Source organism: Fontisubflavum oceani (assembly GCF_030407165.1).
In the GTDB taxonomy this organism is placed as follows: domain Bacteria; phylum Pseudomonadota; class Alphaproteobacteria; order Rhodobacterales; family Rhodobacteraceae; genus Rhodophyticola; species Rhodophyticola oceani.
On record NZ_CP129111.1, the window covers coordinates 2,005,022 to 2,024,063 of the forward strand.

The window sequence follows — 19,042 nt, forward strand, 5'->3', positions numbered from 1 at the left end:
AAATTGGTCATGTCGGGAAACTCCAGTTGCTCTGTTGTTGAGATAGGCACGCGCCAGTCGGCGATCAAGGTTCAGAGGCTCTTGGCCTGCTGCCTGAGTTCGAATTTCTGAATCTTGCCGGTGGAGGTTTTCGGCAGTTCGGTGAAGATCACATGTTTCGGCGTTTTGAACCCGGCGAGGCGTTGGCGGGTGAAGGCAATCAGCTCCGCCTCCGTCGCCGTCGCGCCATCTTTCAATTCGACAAAGGCGCAGGGCACCTCGCCCCATTTCTCATCCGGCTTGGCGACGATGGCGCAGAGCGAAACCGACGGGTGATGCATCAGCGCGCCCTCGACCTCCACCGAGCTGACGTTTTCGCCGCCGGAGATGATGATGTCCTTCGCGCGGTCGGCAATTTGCACATAGGAATCAGTGTGTTGGACGGCGATGTCCCCAGTGTGGAAATAGCCCCCTTGGAAGGCCTCCGCCGTTGCGCGTGGGTTCTTGTAATAGCCTTTCATGACCGCATTGCCGCGCATCATAATCTCCCCCAGGGCCGCGCCATCCATCGGAATCTGCGCCATGGTCTCAGGCGCCATCACCGTCACATGGTCCATATTTGGGAAGGCCACACCTTGGCGCGCCTTAATCCCGGCGCGCTCTTCAGGTGGCAGGTCATCCCAGAGCCCATCTTGCCAAGTGCATTCAGTGGCCGGGCCATAGACCTCGGTCAGGCCGTAAACCTGGGTTACGTGGAAGCCCATGGTTTCAATGGCGGCGAGCGTTGCGGCGGCGGGCGGTGCACCGGCGGTGAAGACCTCGACCGTATGGTCAAAGGCCCGGCGCTCGTCGTCTTTGGCGTTGACGATCATGTTCAGGACAATCGGTGCGCCGCCAAAATGGGTCACGCCCTCATCGGCAATGGCGTTATAGATGTTTTCCGCAGTGATCTCGCGGCAGCAAACGGTCGTGCCGCCAAGCGCGGGCATGCCCCAGACATGGCACCAATTGTTGCAATGGAAGAGCGGGACGATGGTCAGATAGCGCGGGTAAAGCGTCATCCGCCAAGAGATCGGCGTGCCCATGGTGATCAGATAAGCGCCACGATGGTGATAGACCACGCCTTTGGGCCGACCCGTGGTGCCAGAGGTATAGTTGAGCGCAATCGACTCCCATTCATCCTCGGGCATGATCCAGGGCGCATCCGGGTCGCCCTCGGCCAAGAGCGCGTCATAGGTCAGATGGCGGCCAGAGGCGTGATACCCCGCTTGCTCATCCGGCACTTCAACGATCAGCGGCGGTTCACCCTCCATCGCGCCGATGGCTGCCTCCAGCACGGTCAGGAACTGGGTGTCGGCCAGCACGATTTTCGCCTCGCCATGGTCGAGGATATAGCTGATCGTGCCGGGGTCGAGACGGATGTTGATGCTGTTGAGCACGGCACCGGCTGCGGGCACGCCAAAATGCGCTCCACATGGGCCGGGATATTGGGCAAGAGGGCCGCCACCACATCGCCCGGCGCGACGCCGCGTTTTGCCAACGCCGAGGCGAGGCGCGAGACGCGGGCGTGGTATTCAACATAAGTGGTTCGGAAGCTGCCATAGATCAGCGCGTCGCGCGTCGGAAAGACGGTCGCCGCGCGGGCGAGATGGGAGAGGGGCGTCAGCGGCACGTAATTCGCCGGACGCTTCTCAAGGCCCGTTTCGTCTTTCATCCAGCCCATGCCAGCCCCCGTTTCGACACTCGTTCACGCGAGTATGCGGCGGGGCAGGGGGCTTGAAAAGGGGCTGATCCATGATCGGGAAGGAGATAGGCTGCGGCTTATGATCATCTCACCTGGGCGGCGCTATATCTTCGTGCATATCCCGAAAACCGGCGGGACCTCGATGGCCTTGGCGCTGGAGGCGCGGGCCAAAGCCGATGACATCCTGATTGGCGATACGCCAAAGGCGCAGCGTCGCAAGCGGCGGCTCAAAGATGTGCGTACAGCGGGGCGGCTTTGGAAACACTCGACCTTGGCCGATGTGGAGGGGCTGATCACCGAAAAGGAGATGGCCGAGTTCTTTGTTTTCACTCTGGTGCGGAACCCCTGGGATCGGATCGTTAGCCTCTATCATTGGCTACAGACCCAAAACTTCGATCACCCGATGGTGCCCCTCGCGCACGGTTTGGACTTCGAACGCTTCGTGACCCATGCCGAAGTGGCGCAGAGGGTCCGCGCGCAGCCATACCGGGCGTTTACACGCGGCCCGTCCGGGGTGGATCATGCGGATGCTTATTTGCGTCTGGAACATCTGGAAGAGGATTTGGCACCGCTTGAGGCGCATCTGGGTTTCCGGCTCCAAATACCAGTTGAGAATGCCTCCGATCGTCGGGCGAATTATCGGAGCTATTATAGCGACAGGGCGCAAGAGGCCGTGGCACAGGCTTGCGCCGAGGATATCGCGCGGTTCGGGTATGCGTTTGGGTGAATGTGTGGCCGTTTTGAGCCCAACTTGCTCATTAGTCAGAGTGCAGCGAACGACCGCTTGTCCATAACTTAGGGGTATTCCTTAGTGTCTTGATCAAGCACATCGTTTCTGTTACTTAGGGATATGTCTAAGTATGATCCGAACCTTGATCTCTGCTTTTCAGCGCTCGGTGATCCAACGCGGCGTATGATCCTTCAGCGCCTAGTACGGGGCGAGGCGACTGTGAGCGAACTTGCGGAACCCCATGACATGGCGCTGCCGTCATTCATGGAGCATCTGAAGAAGCTCGAAGCCGCCAAACTCGTCACGTCTAAGAAGGAGGGGCGGACGCGAATTTACGAATTGGCCCCCGATGCCTTCACACCCGCGAAAGACTGGTTAAGCGAGCAGAGCGCGATCTGGGAAGGACGGCTCGACCGTTTTGACGATTACATTAAGAACCTGATGCAGGAGAGAACAAAATGAACCTTGACCCGGAGACCGACCTGACCTTCACCCGTACGATCAAGGCACCCCGCGCGCTGCTGTGGGAATGCTGGACGACGCCGCAGCACATCAAGCAATTCTTCGTCCCCAAGCCTTACGGGATTGACGCTTGCGAAATCGACCTGCGGGTAGGTGGCAAGTTCAACACGACGATGAACGTCGAGGGCAACCTCATGGAAAACGAAGGCGTGTATCTGGAAGTTGTCGAAGGCGAACGATTGGTTTTTACCGACACCTACAGCGAAGGATGGAAGCCTGCCGCCGATCCCTTCATGACAGCCATCATCGAGTTCGCAGACGCTGGAGACGGCGAAACGACCTACACAGCAACTGCACGACATCGCTCGCCGGAGGCCCGTCAAAGCCATGAAGATATGGGGTTCTATGATGGTTGGGGTACGGTCGCCAGTCAGCTTGAGGAATACGCGCAATCACTCAAATAGACTTAGAGCGGACATTGCGCCGAAGTCGGCTTTGTCCCGCAAGGCGGACGAGCGGGCGCCCTGGTGGAGCGCCCGCCGGTCGGTCAAGCCGCTGACTTTGCTTCCGGGCCGAACCGGCCATAGAAGCTCTGCCCCTTGTCCGCCATCTCGCGCAGAAGCGCCGGGGTGGTGAACCGGTCGCCATAAGCCTCCGTCAACTGGTCGCAACGGTCGGCGGCATAGGGGGCGCCGAGGATGTCGAGCCAGGAGAACGGGCCGCCGGACCAGGGCGCGAAACCCCACCCCAGGATCGCGCCGACATCGCCTTCACGGATGTCTTCGAGGACGCCTTCCTCCAAGGCACGCACGGCTTCCAGAACCTGGGCAAAGAGCAAGCGGTGCTGAACTTCGACCAGTTCAGGCTGCGTCTCGGCGACCGGGAATTTCTCGCCGAGACCCTCCCAAAGGCCGAGACGTTTGCCTTTGTCATCATAGGCGTAGAAGCCGGAATTGGACTTGCGGCCCAAGCGCCCTTCGTTGGCCATCCAGAAGATCACCGCGTCAGACGCATCGTCATAGGCGTCACCCATCGCGGCCTTGGTCGCCTTGGCGATTTTCACGCCAAGATCGATCGAGGTCTCATCGGTGAGTTGCAGCGGCCCGAGCGGCATGCCGACCAGTTTCGCGGCATTCTCGATCAAAGCTGGTGCGACACCCTCTTTGACCATGCGGATGCCTTCGTTGATGTAAGGGATGATGCAGCGATTGGCGTAGAAGAACCGCGCGTCATTCACCACGATCGGTGTCTTGCAATCTGGCGCACGAAATCGAGCGCCTTGGCCACGGCCACATCACCAGTCTCCTTACCCTTGATGATCTCCACCAGCATCATCTTGTCGACGGGCGAGAAGAAATGGATACCGATGAATTGCTCGGGCCGGGCGGAGGCTTTGGCCAGTTCGGTAATCGGCAAGGTCGAGGTGTTGGTGGCGAAGATCGCGGTTTCGGGGATAACGGCCTCGGTTTTCTTTGTTACCTCGGCTTTGACGCCCATATCCTCGAACACCGCCTCCACGATCAGGTCGCAACCATCGAGCAGCGCGTAATCGGTAGTGGGCGTGATGCGGCCCAACACCTGATCTTTCTTCTCTTGAGTGACCTTCTTATGGGCCATACCTTTGTCGAGGATGCTTTCGGAGTACGATTTGCCCTTCTCGGCAGCCTCTTGCGCATTGTCGATCAGCACGACCTCGATCCCCGCATTGGCCGAGACATAGGCAATGCCCGCGCCCATCATACCGGCGCCGAGGATGCCGACTTTCTTGACACGTTGGTCTTCGACTGCCGGGCGGTTCGCGCCTTTCTCCAACGCTTCTTTGTTGATGAAGAGGCTGCGGATCATTGCGGAGGAAGAGGGGTTCATCAAGACAGAGGTGAACCAGCGTGCCTCGATCTGAAGCGCAGTGTCAAAGGGCACCAGAGCGCCTTCATAGACCGCCGAAAGGAGCGCCTTCGCTGCCGGATAAACGCCTTTGGTCTTGCCGTTGATCATCGCCGAGGCGCCAACAAAGGTCATGAAGCCTGCCGGGTGGTAGGGCGCGCCGCCGGGCATTTTCCAGCCCTTCTGATCCCAGGGTTTGACGATATCCGCATCGCCCGCCGAAAGCACCCATTCCTTTGCTTTTTCAAGCAGTTGATCGGCAGGCACGACCTCATCGATCAGTTGCGCCGATTTCGCTTTGGCCGGGTCGAGGGTCCGACCTTCCAGGAGGACCGGTGCGGCCGCCATGGCCCCGACCATCCGCGAATAGCGGGTGGTGCCGCCGCCGCCGGGGAAGATGCCGACCAGGATTTCCGGCAGGCCGATTTTGGCCTTCGGATTGTCGGCCATGAAACGGCGATGACAGGCTAGCGCGATTTCTGTGCCGATCCCCATGCAGGTGCCCGTGATGGCGCAGGCGACCGGTTTGCCGCCCTTGTTGGTCTTCGGGTCCATCCCGGCGCGCTCGAGACGGCGCAGGATGCGATGGCCGTTCATCGTGAAGTCGAACAGGCCTTTGGCGGGGGCGTCGCCGGATTCCTCTCGGATCTTGGCGAGCGTGTTCAGATCCATGCCGCCCGCAAAGGTTTCCTTGCCGGAGGTGATGACCACGCCTTTCACCGCATCATCGGCAAGCGCCTGATCAATCAGGCCCTCGACAGCTTCAAATGCCTCACGGGTGAGGACGTTCATGGATTTCTCCTTCACGTCCCAGGTGATGACGGCGACGCCGTCGGGGCCGGTCTCCATCGTGAAATCGGTCATTTCTTCATCCTTTCCTGAATTTCGCGCATTGTCGGAAGGGCGCCAGAGGGCTGAAACTCAGGCCCCGGAAAACCCTTATTCGACAAGGAATTGGTGACTTCACTGCATTTCCAGCGGCCGTCGGCCAGACAGAGGATCATGCGGCTCTTAACGGGGCCAAAGACGGGATCACCGTCTTTGGTCATCGTGGTTTGGTGGTAGCCATAGATGCGATCGCCCGAGATGAACTCGGCATAATCGGCGCGTCGTGTCAGGCGGTCGGCGCCGTAGCAGAGCATTTTTTTGCAGAGCAGATCGAAGAACGGTCGAACATCCTCGGGTGTGTTCACCAGATGATCGACCGAGTCGTAGTGCACATTATGCGGTATCGTGAAATAGCTGCACCAGCGGTCGAAATCCTGATCGTGGACCGTCTCACTGAGAGCATCTAGGAACGCTTGGTAGACTGGTTCGGCCCGGGCCTGCGTAGCACGTATGTCAGACATCGGCTCAGCCCATTTGTCCTGAAACGCGCCGGGAGCAGAGCGGACAACATCCACCGGGAATCTCCGGTTGCTCAGTTCATGTTCGGCCTCAGCGAGATACCAGGCATTATCTTCCAGACGCAGGATCATCCGGCTGCCATAGGGCGGCACGACCGCAATTGCGTCCCGCAGCATATATGTTGTATGCCACCCCTCAATCACCAAGTGATTGATATAGCGTGCTTTATTTACCAGGCGGATGTAATGGGTGACCTGTTGGTTCTTTAGGTTTTGGGTCACGGTGATCATGTCGCCGATCAAGTCTTCGCGGGTTTCGAACACGGTTTCATCCGCGGTTGTACGCATCACGAATGGCAAAGCGACCTGATCGACGAAACGCTCGGTTTCGCCGTCTAGGAGCAGCGCCGAGGTTTCATCGAGCCACACTTGGTAGATTTTCGACGGGTCCTGCATCTGCCCGCTGCGTGGAGGTGTCGTCGGCGTGGTCATGAGACGTCACCCCGCGGTAGGATATCTGGCCAGGAGACATAAGCCGTGAAATGCCGGGTTTTGGTGGAGCCCCAGATGCCACCGCGCCGTTCAAGTGCGGTCTCATTGGAGAATCTGGGCACGACCAGTTTGCCACGGGACGTCAAGAAGCTGTCATGCGTCCCGTGCAGATGGGTGGCATCGTCAAACTGAGCCTCCCGCCCGATGCGGACATACGCATCGACATCCTGACTGGCCAGCGCGTTGGCAAAGCCGAAGAAATGATGGCGGATCGTTTCATCATCTTCCATGTGGAAGGTCTGCGTCTCTGTGATCAACAGATGCGGCAGGAAGATACGGGCGAGGAAGGTGTCCGCATCGCGCGCCAGGAGTGCCTCGCCCGTGAGGTCGAGATACTCCTGATAGATATCGAGCGCGGATGCGGGCATCGGTTGGGGTTTCCCTCGCCAGCCGGGTTATACGCGTTCGATGATCGTAGCGGCCCCCATGCCGGACGCAACGCAGAGCGTTGCCAGGCCGGTGCCTTTGCCGCTGCGCTCCAGCTCATCGAGCAGCGTGCCGATGATCATCGCGCCCGTGGCACCAAGCGGGTGACCCATGGCGATCGCACCGCCATTCACGTTCACCTTATCATGATCGACGTCAAACGCCTGCATGAAACGCAGCACAACCGAGGAGAACGCCTCGTTCACCTCGAAGAGGTCGATATCCGAGATCGACATCCCGCTGTCTTCCAGGATCTTCTGCGTTGCGGGCACGGGGCCCGTCAGCATGATCGTCGGATCGGTGCCGATTTTGCAGGTGGCGCGGATGCGCGCGCGGGGTTTCAGGCCATTGGCCTCGCCAAAGGCTTTGTTGCCGATCAAAAGCGCGGCGGAGCCATCGACAATGCCCGAGGAATTGCCCGCGTGGTGGATGTGGTTGATCGCCTCCAGATGCGGGTATTTCATCAAGGCCACGGCGTCGAAGCCGGGCATCATCTCGCCCATTTCCTTGAACGCTGGTTTCAACCCGCCGAGGGTTTGCATATCGGTGCCGGGGCGCATGTATTCATCATTGTCGAGGATGGTCAGACCATTGCGATCCGTCACCGGCACGATGGATTTGGCAAAACGATTGTCATCCCAGGCGGCTTTGGCGCGGGCCTGGGAATGCATCGCCAGTTCATCGGCGTCGTCGCGGGAAAACCCATATTCGGTGGCGATGATATCGGCCGAGATGCCTTGCGGGACGAAATAGGTGTCCATGGCGATGGAGGGGTCGACCGCGATGGCCGCGCCATCCGAGCCCATGGCCACTCTACCCATCATTTCGACACCACCGGCGATATAGGCGTCCCCGCCGCCGCCACGCACCTGATTGGCGGCCAAGTTGACCGCTTCCAGACCTGAGGCGCAGAACCGGTTGATCGCAAGGCCCGGGATGCGTTCGTCCAAGTCTGATGCCAGAACCGCCGTGCGGGCCAAGCATCCGCCTTGTTCGCCGACTTGGGTGACATTGCCCCAGATCACATCTTCGACCGCATGCCCATCAAGCCCATTGCGCTCTTTCAAGGCGTTCAGCGTATGGGCCGAAAGCCGCGCGGCAGTCACTTCATGCAGGGCTCCATCCTTGCGGCCTTTGCCACGGGGGTGCGGATCGCGTCGTAGATATAGGCATCGGTCATGAGATTACTCCAGTGAACTTGGCCCGCCGAGTGCGGCAGGCGGAAGGCGAGAAAAAGAAAACGGGCGCGCAAGATGCGCGGCCCGTCAGCAAAACCGGATTGTGCCGGGAATCAGTCGAAGCAGGGCAGGCAGCCGCATCCGAAATCGCAGCCCTCGACATTGATCCTGCTGCATGAGCAGGCACCGCAGGCCTCGTCTGCGGTAGCACACGCGCTATCGGCGTCGTTCGGATTGTCGTTTGTGCCAGACGTTGCCTCTGTGTCGGAGCTGGCCGCTGTCTGTCCGTTTGCAAATCCGGGGACGCAAAAGCTCGGCAAGGCGCAGCAACCGACGCCGCATCTATCGGTACAGGCCCCTTCGGGCGCAACCTCATCCCCGTTGCGACGGAGCCGTTGCCTGCGCTGTCGCGGCGTTTCTTCACCATTTGGTGCGCTGGAATGCGCAGGGCATGCCGCCCACAACGTGAGCGAGGCCTCTTTGCAATCGCGGAACCGTTGCAGGATATACGGGATCGCAAGCCAGACCCCGTGATCACGGATGGCGTATTTTGCAAAGCCCGAACAACCCGTTCCGCCATGCAGAACCGAATGCGCACATCGGAAGCCTTTGTGCGGCGAGAGAAACCGTTGATATCCCCAGATTGCACCGAGCGCGAGCTGACTGACCATAAGAGTGCCTCTTGTCTTTGTTTGTCAGAGGCTTGGCACAAGTCGGAGCCGACCGCCAATGGGGGATTTCCTCCAGTTGTCATGGTGTATAGGCCCGCTGCATGAGGTCATAAGGATGTTGCCAGCCGGGTGTGGCGGCGATGTTGGTCAGCCAGCGGTCGATATTTGGGTAATCGGCCCGCTCGAAGGTGAAGGCTTCGGGGTAGAAGAGATATCCGGCGCAGGAGATGTCGGCGATCGTCAGACCGTCGCCGACAAGCCAGCTGCGGTTGTCGAGGGCCGCGTCGAGCACTTTCAGAGCCGAGGCCAGCCGCATCGCCAGAAAGCCGTTGACATCGGCATTGCGCTTTTCCTCGGGGAGGAAATTCATGTTGAACCTGAGTGTGCCTGCCACGCCGGACAGTTTGTGGTTGTCGAAAAACATCCACCGCAAGATATCGCGCCGCTCTTGTGCGTTGGTGCCGCCCAGTTTGCCGGTCTTGGAGCTGATATAGTCCAAGATCACACCCGATTGGCTCAAGGTTGTGCCCTCAGCATCAAGCACCGGCACTTCGCCCATAGGGTTGAGCGCGCGGAACTCGGGCGTGCGCGTCTCGCCTTTGAAGAAATCAACGAAAACTGGCTCCCATTCGAGACCTGAAAGTTCCAGCGCGAGCGCAGCCTTATAGGCGTTTCCACTTTCGGCGAAGCAGTAGAGTTTATGTGTCATATCCGTGCGCCTCCCCGCGCCGGGCCATCTTATGTTTGACCCGGTGAAACCGGGGATGCTGTCACCGTTTTCGCTCTTCCAACTCCGAGTTAAAAAGGCGAAGCCGTGCGGTCAGGTTCTCTTCAGTGATCACACTGTTCCAGTTTTCGAACAGGAAGGACAGGAACTCGCCCTCATCCAACCCCGCCTCGGTCGAGAGTGCCCGCAGCTTGCGAAACCCATCCTCGCTCATCGCAAGATTGGGGCGGCGGGTCAGGCGGAGTCGTTTGGGCATGTGCTGTCCTTCCGGTCGAGACCTCAGAAATTGGCGGCGTCCAGCGCCATGACCGTCTCACCGCCGGTTTGAATCCGGGCCAGGTGGGTTGCGGTCATCGGCAATTGGCGCGCCATGTAGAAACGCCCTGTGGCCAGTTTCGTCTCATAGAAATCTGGGTCCGAGGTGCCGGTTTCAAGAGCTTCGAGCGAGGCCTTGGCCATCCGGGCCCACATTAGGCCCAAGCAGACATGGCCAAATAGATGCATGAAATCATAAGAACCGGAGAGCGCGTTGTTGGGGTTCTTCATGCCTTCTTGCATGAAGTACATCCCTGCGGCCTGCAGGTCTTTCGACGCGGCTTTGAGCGGCCCGAGGAAATCCGCATTCAGCGCTTCATTGCCTTCATTCTCTTTGATGAAGGTCTTGACCAGGTCGAAGAAGGCCATGACGTGTTTGCCGCCATCTTGCGCCAGTTTCCGGCCGACCAGATCCAGCGCCTGCACACCGTTGGCGCCTTCATAGATCATCGCGATCCGGGCATCGCGGGTGAACTGCGACATGCCCCATTCTTCGATATAGCCATGGCCGCCATAGACCTGCTGCGCCTGCACGGTCATGTCATAACCCTTATCGGTCAGGAACCCTTTGATCACCGGTGTCATCAGCGAGATCAACCCGTCGGCATCCGCATCTTTTGCACGATGCGCCTGATCGATCAGGGTGGAGCCCCAAAGCAGGAAGGCGCGGCCAGCCTCGGTGAAGCTTTTCTGCTCCATCAGGTTGCGGCGGATATCAGGATGCACGATCAGCGGGTCGGCGGGGCCATCAGGGTTTTTCGGCCCCGTTACATCGCGGCCCTGCAACCGGTCTTTGGCGTAGAAGAGCGCATTTTGGTAGGCCGCTTCGGCTTGCGCCAGACCCTGCATACCGACACCCAAACGCGCTTCGTTCATCATGGTGAACATCGCCCGCATCCCTTTGTGCTCGTCGCCCAAGAGATAGCCGGTCGCCTCGTCATAGTTCATCACACAGGTCGAATTCCCGTGGATGCCCATCTTCTCTTCGATCTTGCCGCAGGCGACACCATTGCGCGCGCCCAGGCTGCCATCTTCATTCACCAGGAACTTCGGGACGATGAAGAGGGAGACGCCTTTGATCCCTTCGGGCCCACCGACAATCTTGCCCAGCACCAGATGGATGATGTTGTCGGCCATGTCATGTTCGCCCGACGAGATGAAAATCTTCTGCCCGGTGATCTTGTAGCTGCCATCGTCCTGCGGTTCGGCTTTGGTCCGCATCAGGCCGAGATCGGTGCCGCAATGTGGCTCCGTCAGGTTCATCGTGCCAGTCCAGTCGCAGGCGACCATTTTCGGCAGATAGGTGTCTTTCTGCTGCTCCGTGCCATGGGCCAGGATTGCGCTCGCCGCGCCATGGGTCAGGCCCTGATACATGGTGAACGCCTGGTTCGCGGCCGAGAACATCTCGCCCACGGCGGTGCCGATCACATAGGGCATGTTCTGCCCGCCATATTGCTCGGGCATGTCGAGCCCCGGCCAGCCGCCCTCTTTCATCTGCTCGAAGGCCTCTTTGAAGCCGGTCGGGGTGCGCACCACGCCGTTTTCCATGGTGCAGCCTTCGGTATCGCCCACCACGTTCAGCGGGGTCAGGACCTCGCTGGCGATTTTGCCCGCCTCGTCGAGGACAGCCTGCGTGAAGTCGCGTTCCATCTCGTCATAGCCCGGCACATCCTGGCCGGAGACATCCAACACCTCATGCAGGATGAATTGCATGTCTTTCGTGGGGGCAGTGTAGCTTGGCATCGTAAGGGCTCCTCCCGAGCGGTCCTGTCGTCGCGGCTTATTCGGCGGCGTCTTTTGTGGTCGTCACATTGGTCAGCATGTCTTGGACAAGGCCGATCTGCGATTTCAGATCGTCGATGGCGAGGTCCAACTCGGCGCGCTGGCGTTCCATATCGGCCAGGCGGTCACCGGCCACATCCAGCGTGCGGCTCAACTGCGTGGCTTGCTGATCACCGGCATAATAGAGGTCGAGAAGCTGGCGAATTTCTTCCAGAGAGAAGCCAAACCGCTTGCCTCGCAGGATCAGTTTCAGCCGCGCCCGGTCGCGCCGGGTGAAGAGGCGTTTTTGCCCCTCACGGATCGGAAACAGCAGTTCTTTGGATTCGTAAAACCGCAAGGTGCGCGGCGTCACCTCGAAGGTGTCGCACATCTCGCGGATGGTCATGGTTTCATTTGTCATCATGTCACTCACAGCGTCAAACATCGATTCTGCCTCAGATGTGCCGGTCTGGAGGTCGTTCTACAAGAATGGCTTACGTTGACGTAAATGAAACGTTGCGTCACTTTGATGTTGACGAAAGGTCATGAAAGATAACGTGGGGTCAGGAGTAATATTTGCAAAGTCAATCACCTCTGCAAAATCCCTTATAGGTAAGGGATTCCTTACCTCTCCACCCCCGCGCGGCGCAGGCGGAGCGGATCGGGTGTGAGAAACCAAAACTGTCCATCGGGCGTCAAAAAGCGCCATCCAGTGCCCTCCCACTGGTACCCGGCGATCCAAAGATAGTGCGATGTGGTCGGCTGCAAATCGTCTGGATTCATCAGGCCGCCCAACGGCACTGTGCCGATCAACTCACCGGGTGCGGCCCAAATTTCGATCACAGTGATGTCTGGATCACCGGAGTAGGAGAGCAGGTTCAAACCTGGATTGCCGATCAGTACATGGCGCCCATCGTCCGAGGGATGCACGTTCCGGCGCCAGCCGGGGATCTCCCATCGATCATCGATGCCGCTGGTGGGTTCAATCATCACAACGTTGCGGTTCAAGTTGCCGGTGACATGCACCCGGCTCTCGGTGATGAAGAAGTAGGGTTCCGGTGGGGGCAGGGGGGCATCTGCCCAGGCCGCGGGGCCAGCGATGAGTGCAAGCAAGAGCGCCCAGGCCCTCACGTTCCGCTCGCCGCCGTCGTATCGCGCAGTGCTTGCAACTCGACGATGATCTCATCGAGCTCCTTGCGGCGTTGCGCCAGCTCGTCCAATTGCCGATCGGCCATGGCAAGCCAGGCATCGCGTTGCAACACGCCCTCGGGGTCGGCGTCATAGAGTTCCAGCCACTGGCGGATTTCTTCAAGACTGGAAGCCAAAGCGTCGACCGCGAAGAATCAGCGTCATCCGCGCCACTTCGCGCGCGCCATAGAACCGCGCGCGGCCTTCGCGTTCGGGCGCCAGAAGTTCGATATATTCGTAATGGCGCAAGGTGCGCGGGGTCACATCGAACCGCGCGCACATCTGTTTGAAATCCAATCTTTCCGCTGTCATGGCTCTTCCCTGGCTTGTCGGGACGTAACGTCACTTTTGCATGAGGCGCGGGGCGAATGCAAAGCGATGTTGCCCCTTGCGCGCGATGGCGTGGATCGGGATGGTGGTGCGGCTGGCGTGCCGCTGGCCAAGGACGAAGAGGGTGGGACATGACGCCGGACGATAAGGCGCGGATTGCGCGGCAATTCATCGAAGCAATCCCGTTTTCGAAAGCGCTGCAGATGCATCTGGACACAATCGGCGACGGGATCGCAGTGATCTCGATGCCCTATTCCGAGGCGCTGGTGGGCGACCCGAAAACCGGTGTGATCCATGGCGGGGCGGTTTCGGCCTTGATGGATACCTGCGGCGGTGCGGCGGTGATGAGCCATTCGGACGCGCCGGTTGGCACGGCGACGATTGATCTGAGGATCGACTATATGCGGCCCGCCACCCCGGGGCAGCGGATTTTGGCGCGGGCGGAATGCTATCATGTGACCCGATCCGTGGCGTTTGTGCGGGCCCAAGCTTTTGACGAGGATGAGACGCGGCCGGTCGCCTCGGCGACGGGGGCATTCACCATTGAACAGGGCAAAGGCGCGGAGGTTAGCCCATGAGCCGCCGCCGCCCGGAACCCGTGCATTTGATCAAACAGCGGCGTGATGCGGCGCTCTCGGCCTTGGTTGATGGGGTGCCCTATATCCGCAGCATGGGGATCACATTCGACCGGCGCGGCGATGAGCTGACGGCGGTGCTGAATTACGATGACAAGCTGATCGGCAATCCATTTTTGCCCGCGCTGCATGGTGGCGCCACGGCCTCGTTCCTCGAAACGGCGGCGATTATCGAGTTGAGCTTCCAGATGCTTTGGGACGAGATCGAAAATGGCCGCTTGGAAGCGGAAGATTTGCGCCCCGAGACTCTGCCGCGCCTGCCGAAAACCATTGATTTCACGGTGGACTATCTCCGCTCCGGCCTGCCGCGCGATGCGTATGCGCGCGCCCGGGTGAACCGCAGTGGGCGACGTTATGCGTCGGTCCATGTCGAGGCTTGGCAGGACAATCGCAATCGGCTTTTTGCCCAAGCCACCGGGCATTTCCTGATGCCTGCACGCCCGGGATAGGATGGAGGCGACCCAGGACTCGGCCCAGCCCCTTAGCCATCGCCGAGTTCTGAAAATCGCGCTGCCTGTTGTCTTGTCCAACGCCACTGTGCCGATCCTCGGCGCGGTCGACACCGGCGTTGTGGGGCAGATGGGCCAAGCCGCGCCGATTGGCGCGGTGGGGATCGGCGCGATCATCCTCAGCAGCGTTTATTGGATATTCGGTTTTCTGCGCATGGGGACGGTCGGTTTGACCAGCCAGGCCATCGGTGCGCGGGACCAGGCGGAAGTGTCTGCGCTGTTGAGCCGGGTCCTGATCATCGCGGGCGTGGCGGGGCTGACACTGATCATAGTCCAGGCGGCGGTGTTCTGGGCCGCGTTTCAGATCGCCCCGGCCAGCGACGAAGTGGAGGGCTTGGCGCGCGACTATATGGCGATCCGGATCTTCTCCGCCCCGGCGGCGATTGCGATCTACGGGCTAACCGGGTGGCTGATCGCGCAGGAGCGCACGACGGGCATGTTGGTTCTGCAATTGGGCATGAACATTCTGAATATCGGGCTCAGCGTTTTCTTTGTTCTGGGCCTTGGATGGGGCGTCCAGGGCGTGGCGCTTGGCACCTTCCTGTCCGAATGGGCTGGGTTCGCGCTTGGGATATGGCTCTGCCGAGGTGGCTTCAAGGGCGCGGCTTGGCGCGATTGGGCGCGGGTGTTTGACAAGGCGCGGCTCTGGCATATGGCGGCGGTCAATACCGATATCCTGATCCGCTCGGTGATCCTGATGGCCGGGTTCACCTCATTCCTGTTCATCGGGTCGGATTTTGGCGATGTGCCTCTGGCCGCCAATCAGATCCTGATGCAGTTCATGTATATCACGGCCTATGCGATGGACGGCTTCGCCTTTGCAGCGGAGGCCTTGGTCGGCCAAGCGATGGGAGCAAAGGCGCGCGGAACGCTTCGGCGGAGCGCGCTGATGACCAGTCAATGGGGCTTGGGGATTTGTATCGCGATGGCGATTGGCTTCGCGCTGATCGGCGGCTGGATCATCGATGTGATGACGACGGCGGAGGATGTGCGGGCCGAGGCGCGGATCTATCTGCCTTGGATGGTGGCTGCACCCCTGATCGGCTGCGCATCCTGGATGCTGGATGGGATATTCATCGGCGCCACGCGGAGCCGGGATATGCGCAATATGATGATCCTGTCGGGGCTGATCTATCTGGCCGCGCTCTGGCTCTTGATCCCGCCCTTTGGCAATCACGGGCTCTGGGCGGCGCTTTTGGTGTTTTTCGCTGCTCGGGGGATCACGCTCGGCGCGCGTTACCCGGCTTTGGAGCGGGCAGTTGATTGAGAGCGGGCGGAATTTTGCGAAAATTCCCGCCCGTTTTCTGGCCAGAAAACGGCTCCCGCTAGAGCCAGGGCGTACGATCTGTGCCGATGGCGTCTGCGATCTTCTCATGACCGTCTTGCGCCAAGAGATGATCCAGGTCGCGGGCGATTTGGGAGACGAGGCTCAGCCCGCCATAGACCAGCGCCGTATAAAGTTGCACCGCTGAGGCTCCGGCCTTGATCTTGGCATAGGCCTGTTCCGCACTGGCCACCCCGCCGACCCCGATCAGGGGCAATTGGCCCTGGGTAAGCTCGGAGAGTTTCGCGAGGACACGGGTCGAGCGCGCGAACAGCGGTTGTCCAGAGAGCCCGCCTGCCTCGCCCGCATGACGGCTCTTGAGACCGGTCCGGTCGAGCGTCGTATTGGTCGCGATGATCCCGGCCAACCTGGCCTTAGTTGCAACCTCGGCCACGTCCTCCAGGTCGGCGTCACTCAGGTCCGGGGCGATTTTCAGGAAGATCGGGCGTGGGGTCTGCAAAGCGTCATTGGCCTGCATGACGCCGTCTAGGAGCGCTGCAAGCGCCTCTTTGCCCTGCAAATCGCGGAGCTTTTCGGTGTTGGGGGAGGAAACATTCACCGTCGCGAAGTCGATATGTGGGCCACAATGGCTGAGCACCGTGGCAAAATCGGCGGCCCGATCGGCGCTGTCTTTGTTGGCCCCGAGATTGAGACCAACGGGAACCGTATGCGGGCGGGTGGCGAGACGCGCCGAGATCGCCTGCATCCCGTCATTGTTGAAACCAAACCGATTGATCGCGGCCCGATCTTCGCTCAGCCGGAACAGGCGTGGCTTCGGATTGCCGGGTTGCGCGCGCGGCGTGGCGGCGCCCACTTCCAGAAAACCGAACCCAGATTTCGACAGGGGGCCAAGGGCCTCGGCGTTTTTATCGAATCCGGCAGCCAGGCCGATTGGATTGGGGAGGGTCAGCCCGGCAATCTCCGTGCGCAAGCGCGGCGAGGTCACGAGGCCTGGATGCGGAGCTAAGCCAGTCATTAATGCGCTCAGCGCAAGACCATGAGCACGCTCAGGGTCCATGCAATGCATCAGAGCGAGGCCCGCGCGTTCCAGCATCAGATCATGCTTTCCGGGAAGATGTGGACCCCATCCTCAAGCGGCAATGGCGCGTGCCAGAGCATGTCGGCCTGGCGAAGCGGTGCATAGAGATGTGGGAATTTGGCGCCGCCGCGCGACACCTCCCATTTAATCGCCGAGCCAAGTGTGTCGGTGTCATAGGCCAACAGCACCAACCCGTCCTCGCCCGCGAAATGCTTCGCTGCGGTCTCGGCCGCTTGGCTGGCGGTTGAGAAATGGATGTATCCATCGGCCACATCGACCGGCGCGCCTGATGTCTCACCCGCGGCGGTCAGCGCGGCCCATTCTTCGGCGCGCAATATCTTGTAAATCTGCATGGGGTCGGAGATGGCCGGTTCGCGCCGTGGCGTCAAGTGTCGTCACCACGTCACGCAAATGGCTTTACTTGCCCGCGCCCGCCCGCCAATCTGGACGGGTCAACACCACCTGGGAGTATACACCATGATTGCGAAAATTCTTCGCTCTACCGCGATGCTGGCTGCTTTGGGCGTGGCCGCACCTGCCGCGGCGGAGACGACCCTGCATATCCTGCATATCAACGACCTGCACAGCCGGATTCAGCCGATCAACCGCTTCGACAGCACCTGCAACGCCGAAGATGACGCGGCGGGCGAATGCTTCGGCGGTGTGGCCCGCGTGGCCACCGCGATCAACACGCGGCGCGACGAGCTGACGGCGGCGGGCGAGAATGTCATCGTTCTGGATGCGGGGGACCAATTCCAGGGCAGCCTGATGTACACGACCTATAAGGGCGAAGTTGAGGCCGAAATGATGATGGCCATCGGCTTTGACGCCATGGCGGTGGGCAACCATGAGTTTGATGATGGGCCGCAGGGCCTGTCTGATTTCCTCGATCTCGTCGACTTCCCAGTTATCTCGGGTAACCTAGATTTGAGCCAGTCGAACCTGCTGAACGATCGTGTGGGCGACTACGTGATCCTGGACGTGAACGGCATGCAGGTGGGTGTGGTCTCTGCACTGGCGACCGACACGGTGGAAACCTCCAGCCCCGGGCCGAACGTTATCTTCCAAAACGAGGTGGATGCGCTACAGGCCGATGTGGACGAATTGACCGAGCAGGGCGTGAACATGATCATCGCGCTGACCCATGTCGGTTTGCCGGTAGATATCGCCATTGCCGAGGCGGTCTCTGGCATCGATGTGATCGTGGGAGGGCATTCGCACACCTATCTCTCGGCCAGCGACGAAGACCGTGCCGGGCCTTACCCGACCTTCGCAACGAACCCCGAAGGCACGCTGGTGCCGATCGTGCAGGCCTATGCCTATTCGAAGTATCTCGGCCATCTCGAAGTGACCTTCGATGATGACGGCAATGTCGTCTATGCAGGCGGCGATACGATGGTGCTGGATGCCAGCGTTGAACCCGATGCCGAGATTGCTGCCCGCGTCGCCGAACTGGCCGGACCCATCGAAGAGGCGATGAGTGATGTCGTCTCGGTCGCGTCCGAACCGATTGAAGGTTCGCGCGAGGTCTGCCGTGCCGGGGAATGCGCCATGGGGAACCTGGTGGCCGATGCGATGCTTGAGCGCGTGCGTGACCAAGGTATTCAGATCGCGATCCAGAATGGTGGCGGGTTGCGTGCCTCTATCGATGGCGGCGACATCACCATGGGTGAGGTCTTCACCGTTCTGCCATTCCAGAACACGCTGGCGACCTTCCAGCTCAGCGGTGCAGATGTTGTTGCGGCGCTCGAAAACGGGGTCAGCCGGGTTGAGGACGGCGCGGGCCGGTTCCCGCAGGTCTCTGGCATGCGCTATGTCTGGGACGCGGCGGCCGAGCCGGGCAGCCGGATCGTATCCGCCGAGCTCGAAATCGATGGCGGTTGGGAGGCGATTGACCCCGAGGCGATCTATGGCGTTGTGTCCAACAACTACATGCGCGGTGGCGGCGATGGGTATTCCATGTTCGCAACCAATGGCATGAATGCCTATGATTTCGGTCCCGGCCTGGAGCAGGTTGTGGCCGACTATCTGGGCGAAAACACGCCTTACATGCCGTTCACGGATGGCCGAATTTCAGCGGCAGAGTAACGGTTTATCTCTGATTTACGGGGCCGGCGCGGGGTGTGTTGCGCCGGCCCTTTCTCGTTCCAAATGCTGCTATGCGGAAATCGCATTGCGGCCATCGAAAACTGTCAATTGTGGTTCTCGTTAGCGCTATCATATTGGGGTCATCGAACACGAA

17 protein-coding genes and 4 pseudogenes are annotated in these 19,042 nt (G+C 60.1%); 7 read left to right on the forward strand and 14 right to left on the reverse strand.

The annotated features are described in order from the left end of the window. Nucleotides 1-71: 71 nt before the first annotated feature. Nucleotides 72-1,702, reverse strand: a pseudogene (locus tag QTA57_RS10350) (AMP-binding protein). 100 nt (nt 1,703-1,802) lie between these two features. Here QTA57_RS10350 and QTA57_RS10355 point away from each other — a divergent pair. The 3 genes from QTA57_RS10355 (at nt 1,803) to QTA57_RS10365 (ending at nt 3,379) form a co-directional block, all read left to right on the forward strand. Beyond that, nucleotides 1,803-2,450, forward strand: coding sequence for a sulfotransferase family 2 domain-containing protein (locus QTA57_RS10355; RefSeq protein WP_290151354.1), 648 nt, complete (start codon nt 1,803-1,805; stop codon nt 2,448-2,450). A gap of 186 nt (nt 2,451-2,636) precedes the next feature. Further along, nucleotides 2,637-2,915 (forward strand): ArsR/SmtB family transcription factor, encoded by a 279-nt coding sequence (locus tag QTA57_RS10360; RefSeq protein ID WP_407933515.1) that lies wholly within the window; start codon nt 2,637-2,639, stop codon nt 2,913-2,915. Beyond that, on the forward strand, nt 2,912-3,379 hold the full coding sequence (locus tag QTA57_RS10365; RefSeq protein WP_290151356.1) for an SRPBCC family protein: 468 nt from the start codon (nt 2,912-2,914) through the stop codon (nt 3,377-3,379). The genes QTA57_RS10360 and QTA57_RS10365 overlap by 4 nt, the downstream gene beginning before the upstream one ends. Before the next feature lie 83 nt (nt 3,380-3,462). Here QTA57_RS10365 and QTA57_RS10370 read toward each other — a convergent pair. The 11 genes and pseudogenes from QTA57_RS10370 to QTA57_RS10415 all read right to left on the reverse strand — a co-directional run bounded on the left by QTA57_RS10370 (nt 3,463) and on the right by QTA57_RS10415 (nt 13,275). Further along, a pseudogene (locus QTA57_RS10370) lies at nt 3,463-5,663 on the reverse strand (3-hydroxyacyl-CoA dehydrogenase NAD-binding domain-containing protein). After that, a complete protein-coding gene (locus tag QTA57_RS10375; RefSeq protein ID WP_171562112.1) occupies nt 5,660-6,637 on the reverse strand; it encodes a hypothetical protein in 978 nt (325 codons plus the stop codon). The pseudogene QTA57_RS10370 and the gene QTA57_RS10375 overlap by 4 nt, the downstream one beginning before the upstream one ends. Next, nucleotides 6,634-7,065 carry a hypothetical protein gene (locus QTA57_RS10380; RefSeq protein WP_171562110.1) on the reverse strand — a complete coding sequence of 144 codons (432 nt, stop codon included), beginning with the start codon at nt 7,063-7,065 and terminating at the stop codon, nt 6,634-6,636. Before QTA57_RS10380 ends, QTA57_RS10375 begins: the two co-directional genes overlap by 4 nt. A 27-nt stretch (nt 7,066-7,092) precedes the next feature. Beyond that, a pseudogene (locus tag QTA57_RS10385) lies at nt 7,093-8,303 on the reverse strand (acetyl-CoA C-acetyltransferase). Nucleotides 8,304-8,414: 111 nt separating this feature from the next. Then, complete coding sequence (yidD, locus tag QTA57_RS18610; protein ID WP_407933472.1) at nt 8,415-8,972, reverse strand: membrane protein insertion efficiency factor YidD; 558 nt, start codon at nt 8,970-8,972, stop codon at nt 8,415-8,417. A gap of 79 nt (nt 8,973-9,051) precedes the next feature. Then, nucleotides 9,052-9,681, reverse strand: a complete 630-nt coding sequence (locus QTA57_RS10390) for a glutathione S-transferase family protein (RefSeq protein ID WP_290151357.1) — start codon at nt 9,679-9,681, stop codon at nt 9,052-9,054. A gap of 61 nt (nt 9,682-9,742) precedes the next feature. Continuing rightward, on the reverse strand, nt 9,743-9,955 hold the full coding sequence (locus QTA57_RS10395; RefSeq protein ID WP_171562102.1) for a hypothetical protein: 213 nt from the start codon (nt 9,953-9,955) through the stop codon (nt 9,743-9,745). Nucleotides 9,956-9,978: 23 nt separating this feature from the next. Then, a complete protein-coding gene (locus tag QTA57_RS10400) occupies nt 9,979-11,757 on the reverse strand; it encodes an acyl-CoA dehydrogenase C-terminal domain-containing protein (RefSeq protein WP_290151358.1) in 1,779 nt (592 codons plus the stop codon). A gap of 37 nt (nt 11,758-11,794) precedes the next feature. Further along, entirely contained in the window at nt 11,795-12,196 is a 402-nt protein-coding gene (locus tag QTA57_RS10405) for a MerR family transcriptional regulator (RefSeq protein WP_145217629.1), read from the reverse strand. Nucleotides 12,197-12,399: 203 nt separating this feature from the next. Further along, complete coding sequence (locus QTA57_RS10410) at nt 12,400-12,888, reverse strand: hypothetical protein (protein WP_290151359.1); 489 nt, start codon at nt 12,886-12,888, stop codon at nt 12,400-12,402. Nucleotides 12,889-12,902: 14 nt separating this feature from the next. Next, nucleotides 12,903-13,275, reverse strand: a pseudogene (locus QTA57_RS10415) (MerR family transcriptional regulator). A gap of 149 nt (nt 13,276-13,424) precedes the next feature. Here QTA57_RS10415 and QTA57_RS10420 point away from each other — a divergent pair. The 3 genes from QTA57_RS10420 to QTA57_RS10430 are packed head-to-tail and all read left to right on the forward strand — an operon-like array spanning nt 13,425 to nt 15,704. Continuing rightward, a complete protein-coding gene (locus QTA57_RS10420; RefSeq protein WP_145216739.1) occupies nt 13,425-13,871 on the forward strand; it encodes a PaaI family thioesterase in 447 nt (148 codons plus the stop codon). Next, a complete protein-coding gene (locus tag QTA57_RS10425; RefSeq protein ID WP_290151360.1) occupies nt 13,868-14,377 on the forward strand; it encodes a PaaI family thioesterase in 510 nt (169 codons plus the stop codon). Before QTA57_RS10420 ends, QTA57_RS10425 begins: the two co-directional genes overlap by 4 nt. Before the next feature lies 1 nt (nt 14,378). Then, nucleotides 14,379-15,704, forward strand: coding sequence for an MATE family efflux transporter (locus tag QTA57_RS10430; RefSeq protein WP_290151361.1), 1,326 nt, complete (start codon nt 14,379-14,381; stop codon nt 15,702-15,704). Between the two features lie 58 nt (nt 15,705-15,762). Here the strand turns inward: QTA57_RS10430 and QTA57_RS10435 are convergent, their stop codons facing one another. After that, nucleotides 15,763-16,815, reverse strand: a complete 1,053-nt coding sequence (locus tag QTA57_RS10435) for a quinone-dependent dihydroorotate dehydrogenase (protein ID WP_290151362.1) — start codon at nt 16,813-16,815, stop codon at nt 15,763-15,765. After that, a complete protein-coding gene (locus QTA57_RS10440; protein WP_290151363.1) occupies nt 16,815-17,153 on the reverse strand; it encodes a DUF952 domain-containing protein in 339 nt (112 codons plus the stop codon). The genes QTA57_RS10435 and QTA57_RS10440 overlap by 1 nt, the downstream gene beginning before the upstream one ends. Nucleotides 17,154-17,277: 124 nt before the next feature. On the opposite strand from QTA57_RS10440, the gene QTA57_RS10445 reads away from it, so the two are divergent. Then, nucleotides 17,278-18,888, forward strand: a complete 1,611-nt coding sequence (locus QTA57_RS10445; RefSeq protein ID WP_290151364.1) for a bifunctional metallophosphatase/5'-nucleotidase — start codon at nt 17,278-17,280, stop codon at nt 18,886-18,888. Nucleotides 18,889-19,042: the final 154 nt, after the last annotated feature.

Excerpts from the sequence above, each read along its gene's own strand:
- QTA57_RS10355 (WP_290151354.1), top strand. The coding sequence starts at position 1,803 with ATGATCATCTCACCTGGGCGGCGCTATATCTTCGTGCATATCCCGAAA.
- QTA57_RS10360 (WP_407933515.1), top strand. The coding sequence starts at position 2,637 with ATGATCCTTCAGCGCCTAGTACGGGGCGAGGCGACTGTGAGCGAACTT.
- QTA57_RS10365 (WP_290151356.1), top strand. The coding sequence starts at position 2,912 with ATGAACCTTGACCCGGAGACCGACCTGACCTTCACCCGTACGATCAAG.
- QTA57_RS10375 (WP_171562112.1), bottom strand. The coding sequence starts at position 6,637 with ATGACCACGCCGACGACACCTCCACGCAGCGGGCAGATGCAGGACCCG.
- QTA57_RS10380 (WP_171562110.1), bottom strand. The coding sequence starts at position 7,065 with ATGCCCGCATCCGCGCTCGATATCTATCAGGAGTATCTCGACCTCACG.
- yidD (WP_407933472.1), bottom strand. The coding sequence starts at position 8,972 with ATGGTCAGTCAGCTCGCGCTCGGTGCAATCTGGGGATATCAACGGTTT.
- QTA57_RS10390 (WP_290151357.1), bottom strand. The coding sequence starts at position 9,681 with ATGACACATAAACTCTACTGCTTCGCCGAAAGTGGAAACGCCTATAAG.
- QTA57_RS10395 (WP_171562102.1), bottom strand. The coding sequence starts at position 9,955 with ATGCCCAAACGACTCCGCCTGACCCGCCGCCCCAATCTTGCGATGAGC.
- QTA57_RS10400 (WP_290151358.1), bottom strand. The coding sequence starts at position 11,757 with ATGCCAAGCTACACTGCCCCCACGAAAGACATGCAATTCATCCTGCAT.
- QTA57_RS10405 (WP_145217629.1), bottom strand. The coding sequence starts at position 12,196 with ATGACAAATGAAACCATGACCATCCGCGAGATGTGCGACACCTTCGAG.
- QTA57_RS10420 (WP_145216739.1), top strand. The coding sequence starts at position 13,425 with ATGACGCCGGACGATAAGGCGCGGATTGCGCGGCAATTCATCGAAGCA.
- QTA57_RS10425 (WP_290151360.1), top strand. The coding sequence starts at position 13,868 with ATGAGCCGCCGCCGCCCGGAACCCGTGCATTTGATCAAACAGCGGCGT.
- QTA57_RS10430 (WP_290151361.1), top strand. The coding sequence starts at position 14,379 with ATGGAGGCGACCCAGGACTCGGCCCAGCCCCTTAGCCATCGCCGAGTT.
- QTA57_RS10435 (WP_290151362.1), bottom strand. The coding sequence starts at position 16,815 with ATGCTGGAACGCGCGGGCCTCGCTCTGATGCATTGCATGGACCCTGAG.
- QTA57_RS10440 (WP_290151363.1), bottom strand. The coding sequence starts at position 17,153 with ATGCAGATTTACAAGATATTGCGCGCCGAAGAATGGGCCGCGCTGACC.
- QTA57_RS10445 (WP_290151364.1), top strand. The coding sequence starts at position 17,278 with ATGATTGCGAAAATTCTTCGCTCTACCGCGATGCTGGCTGCTTTGGGC.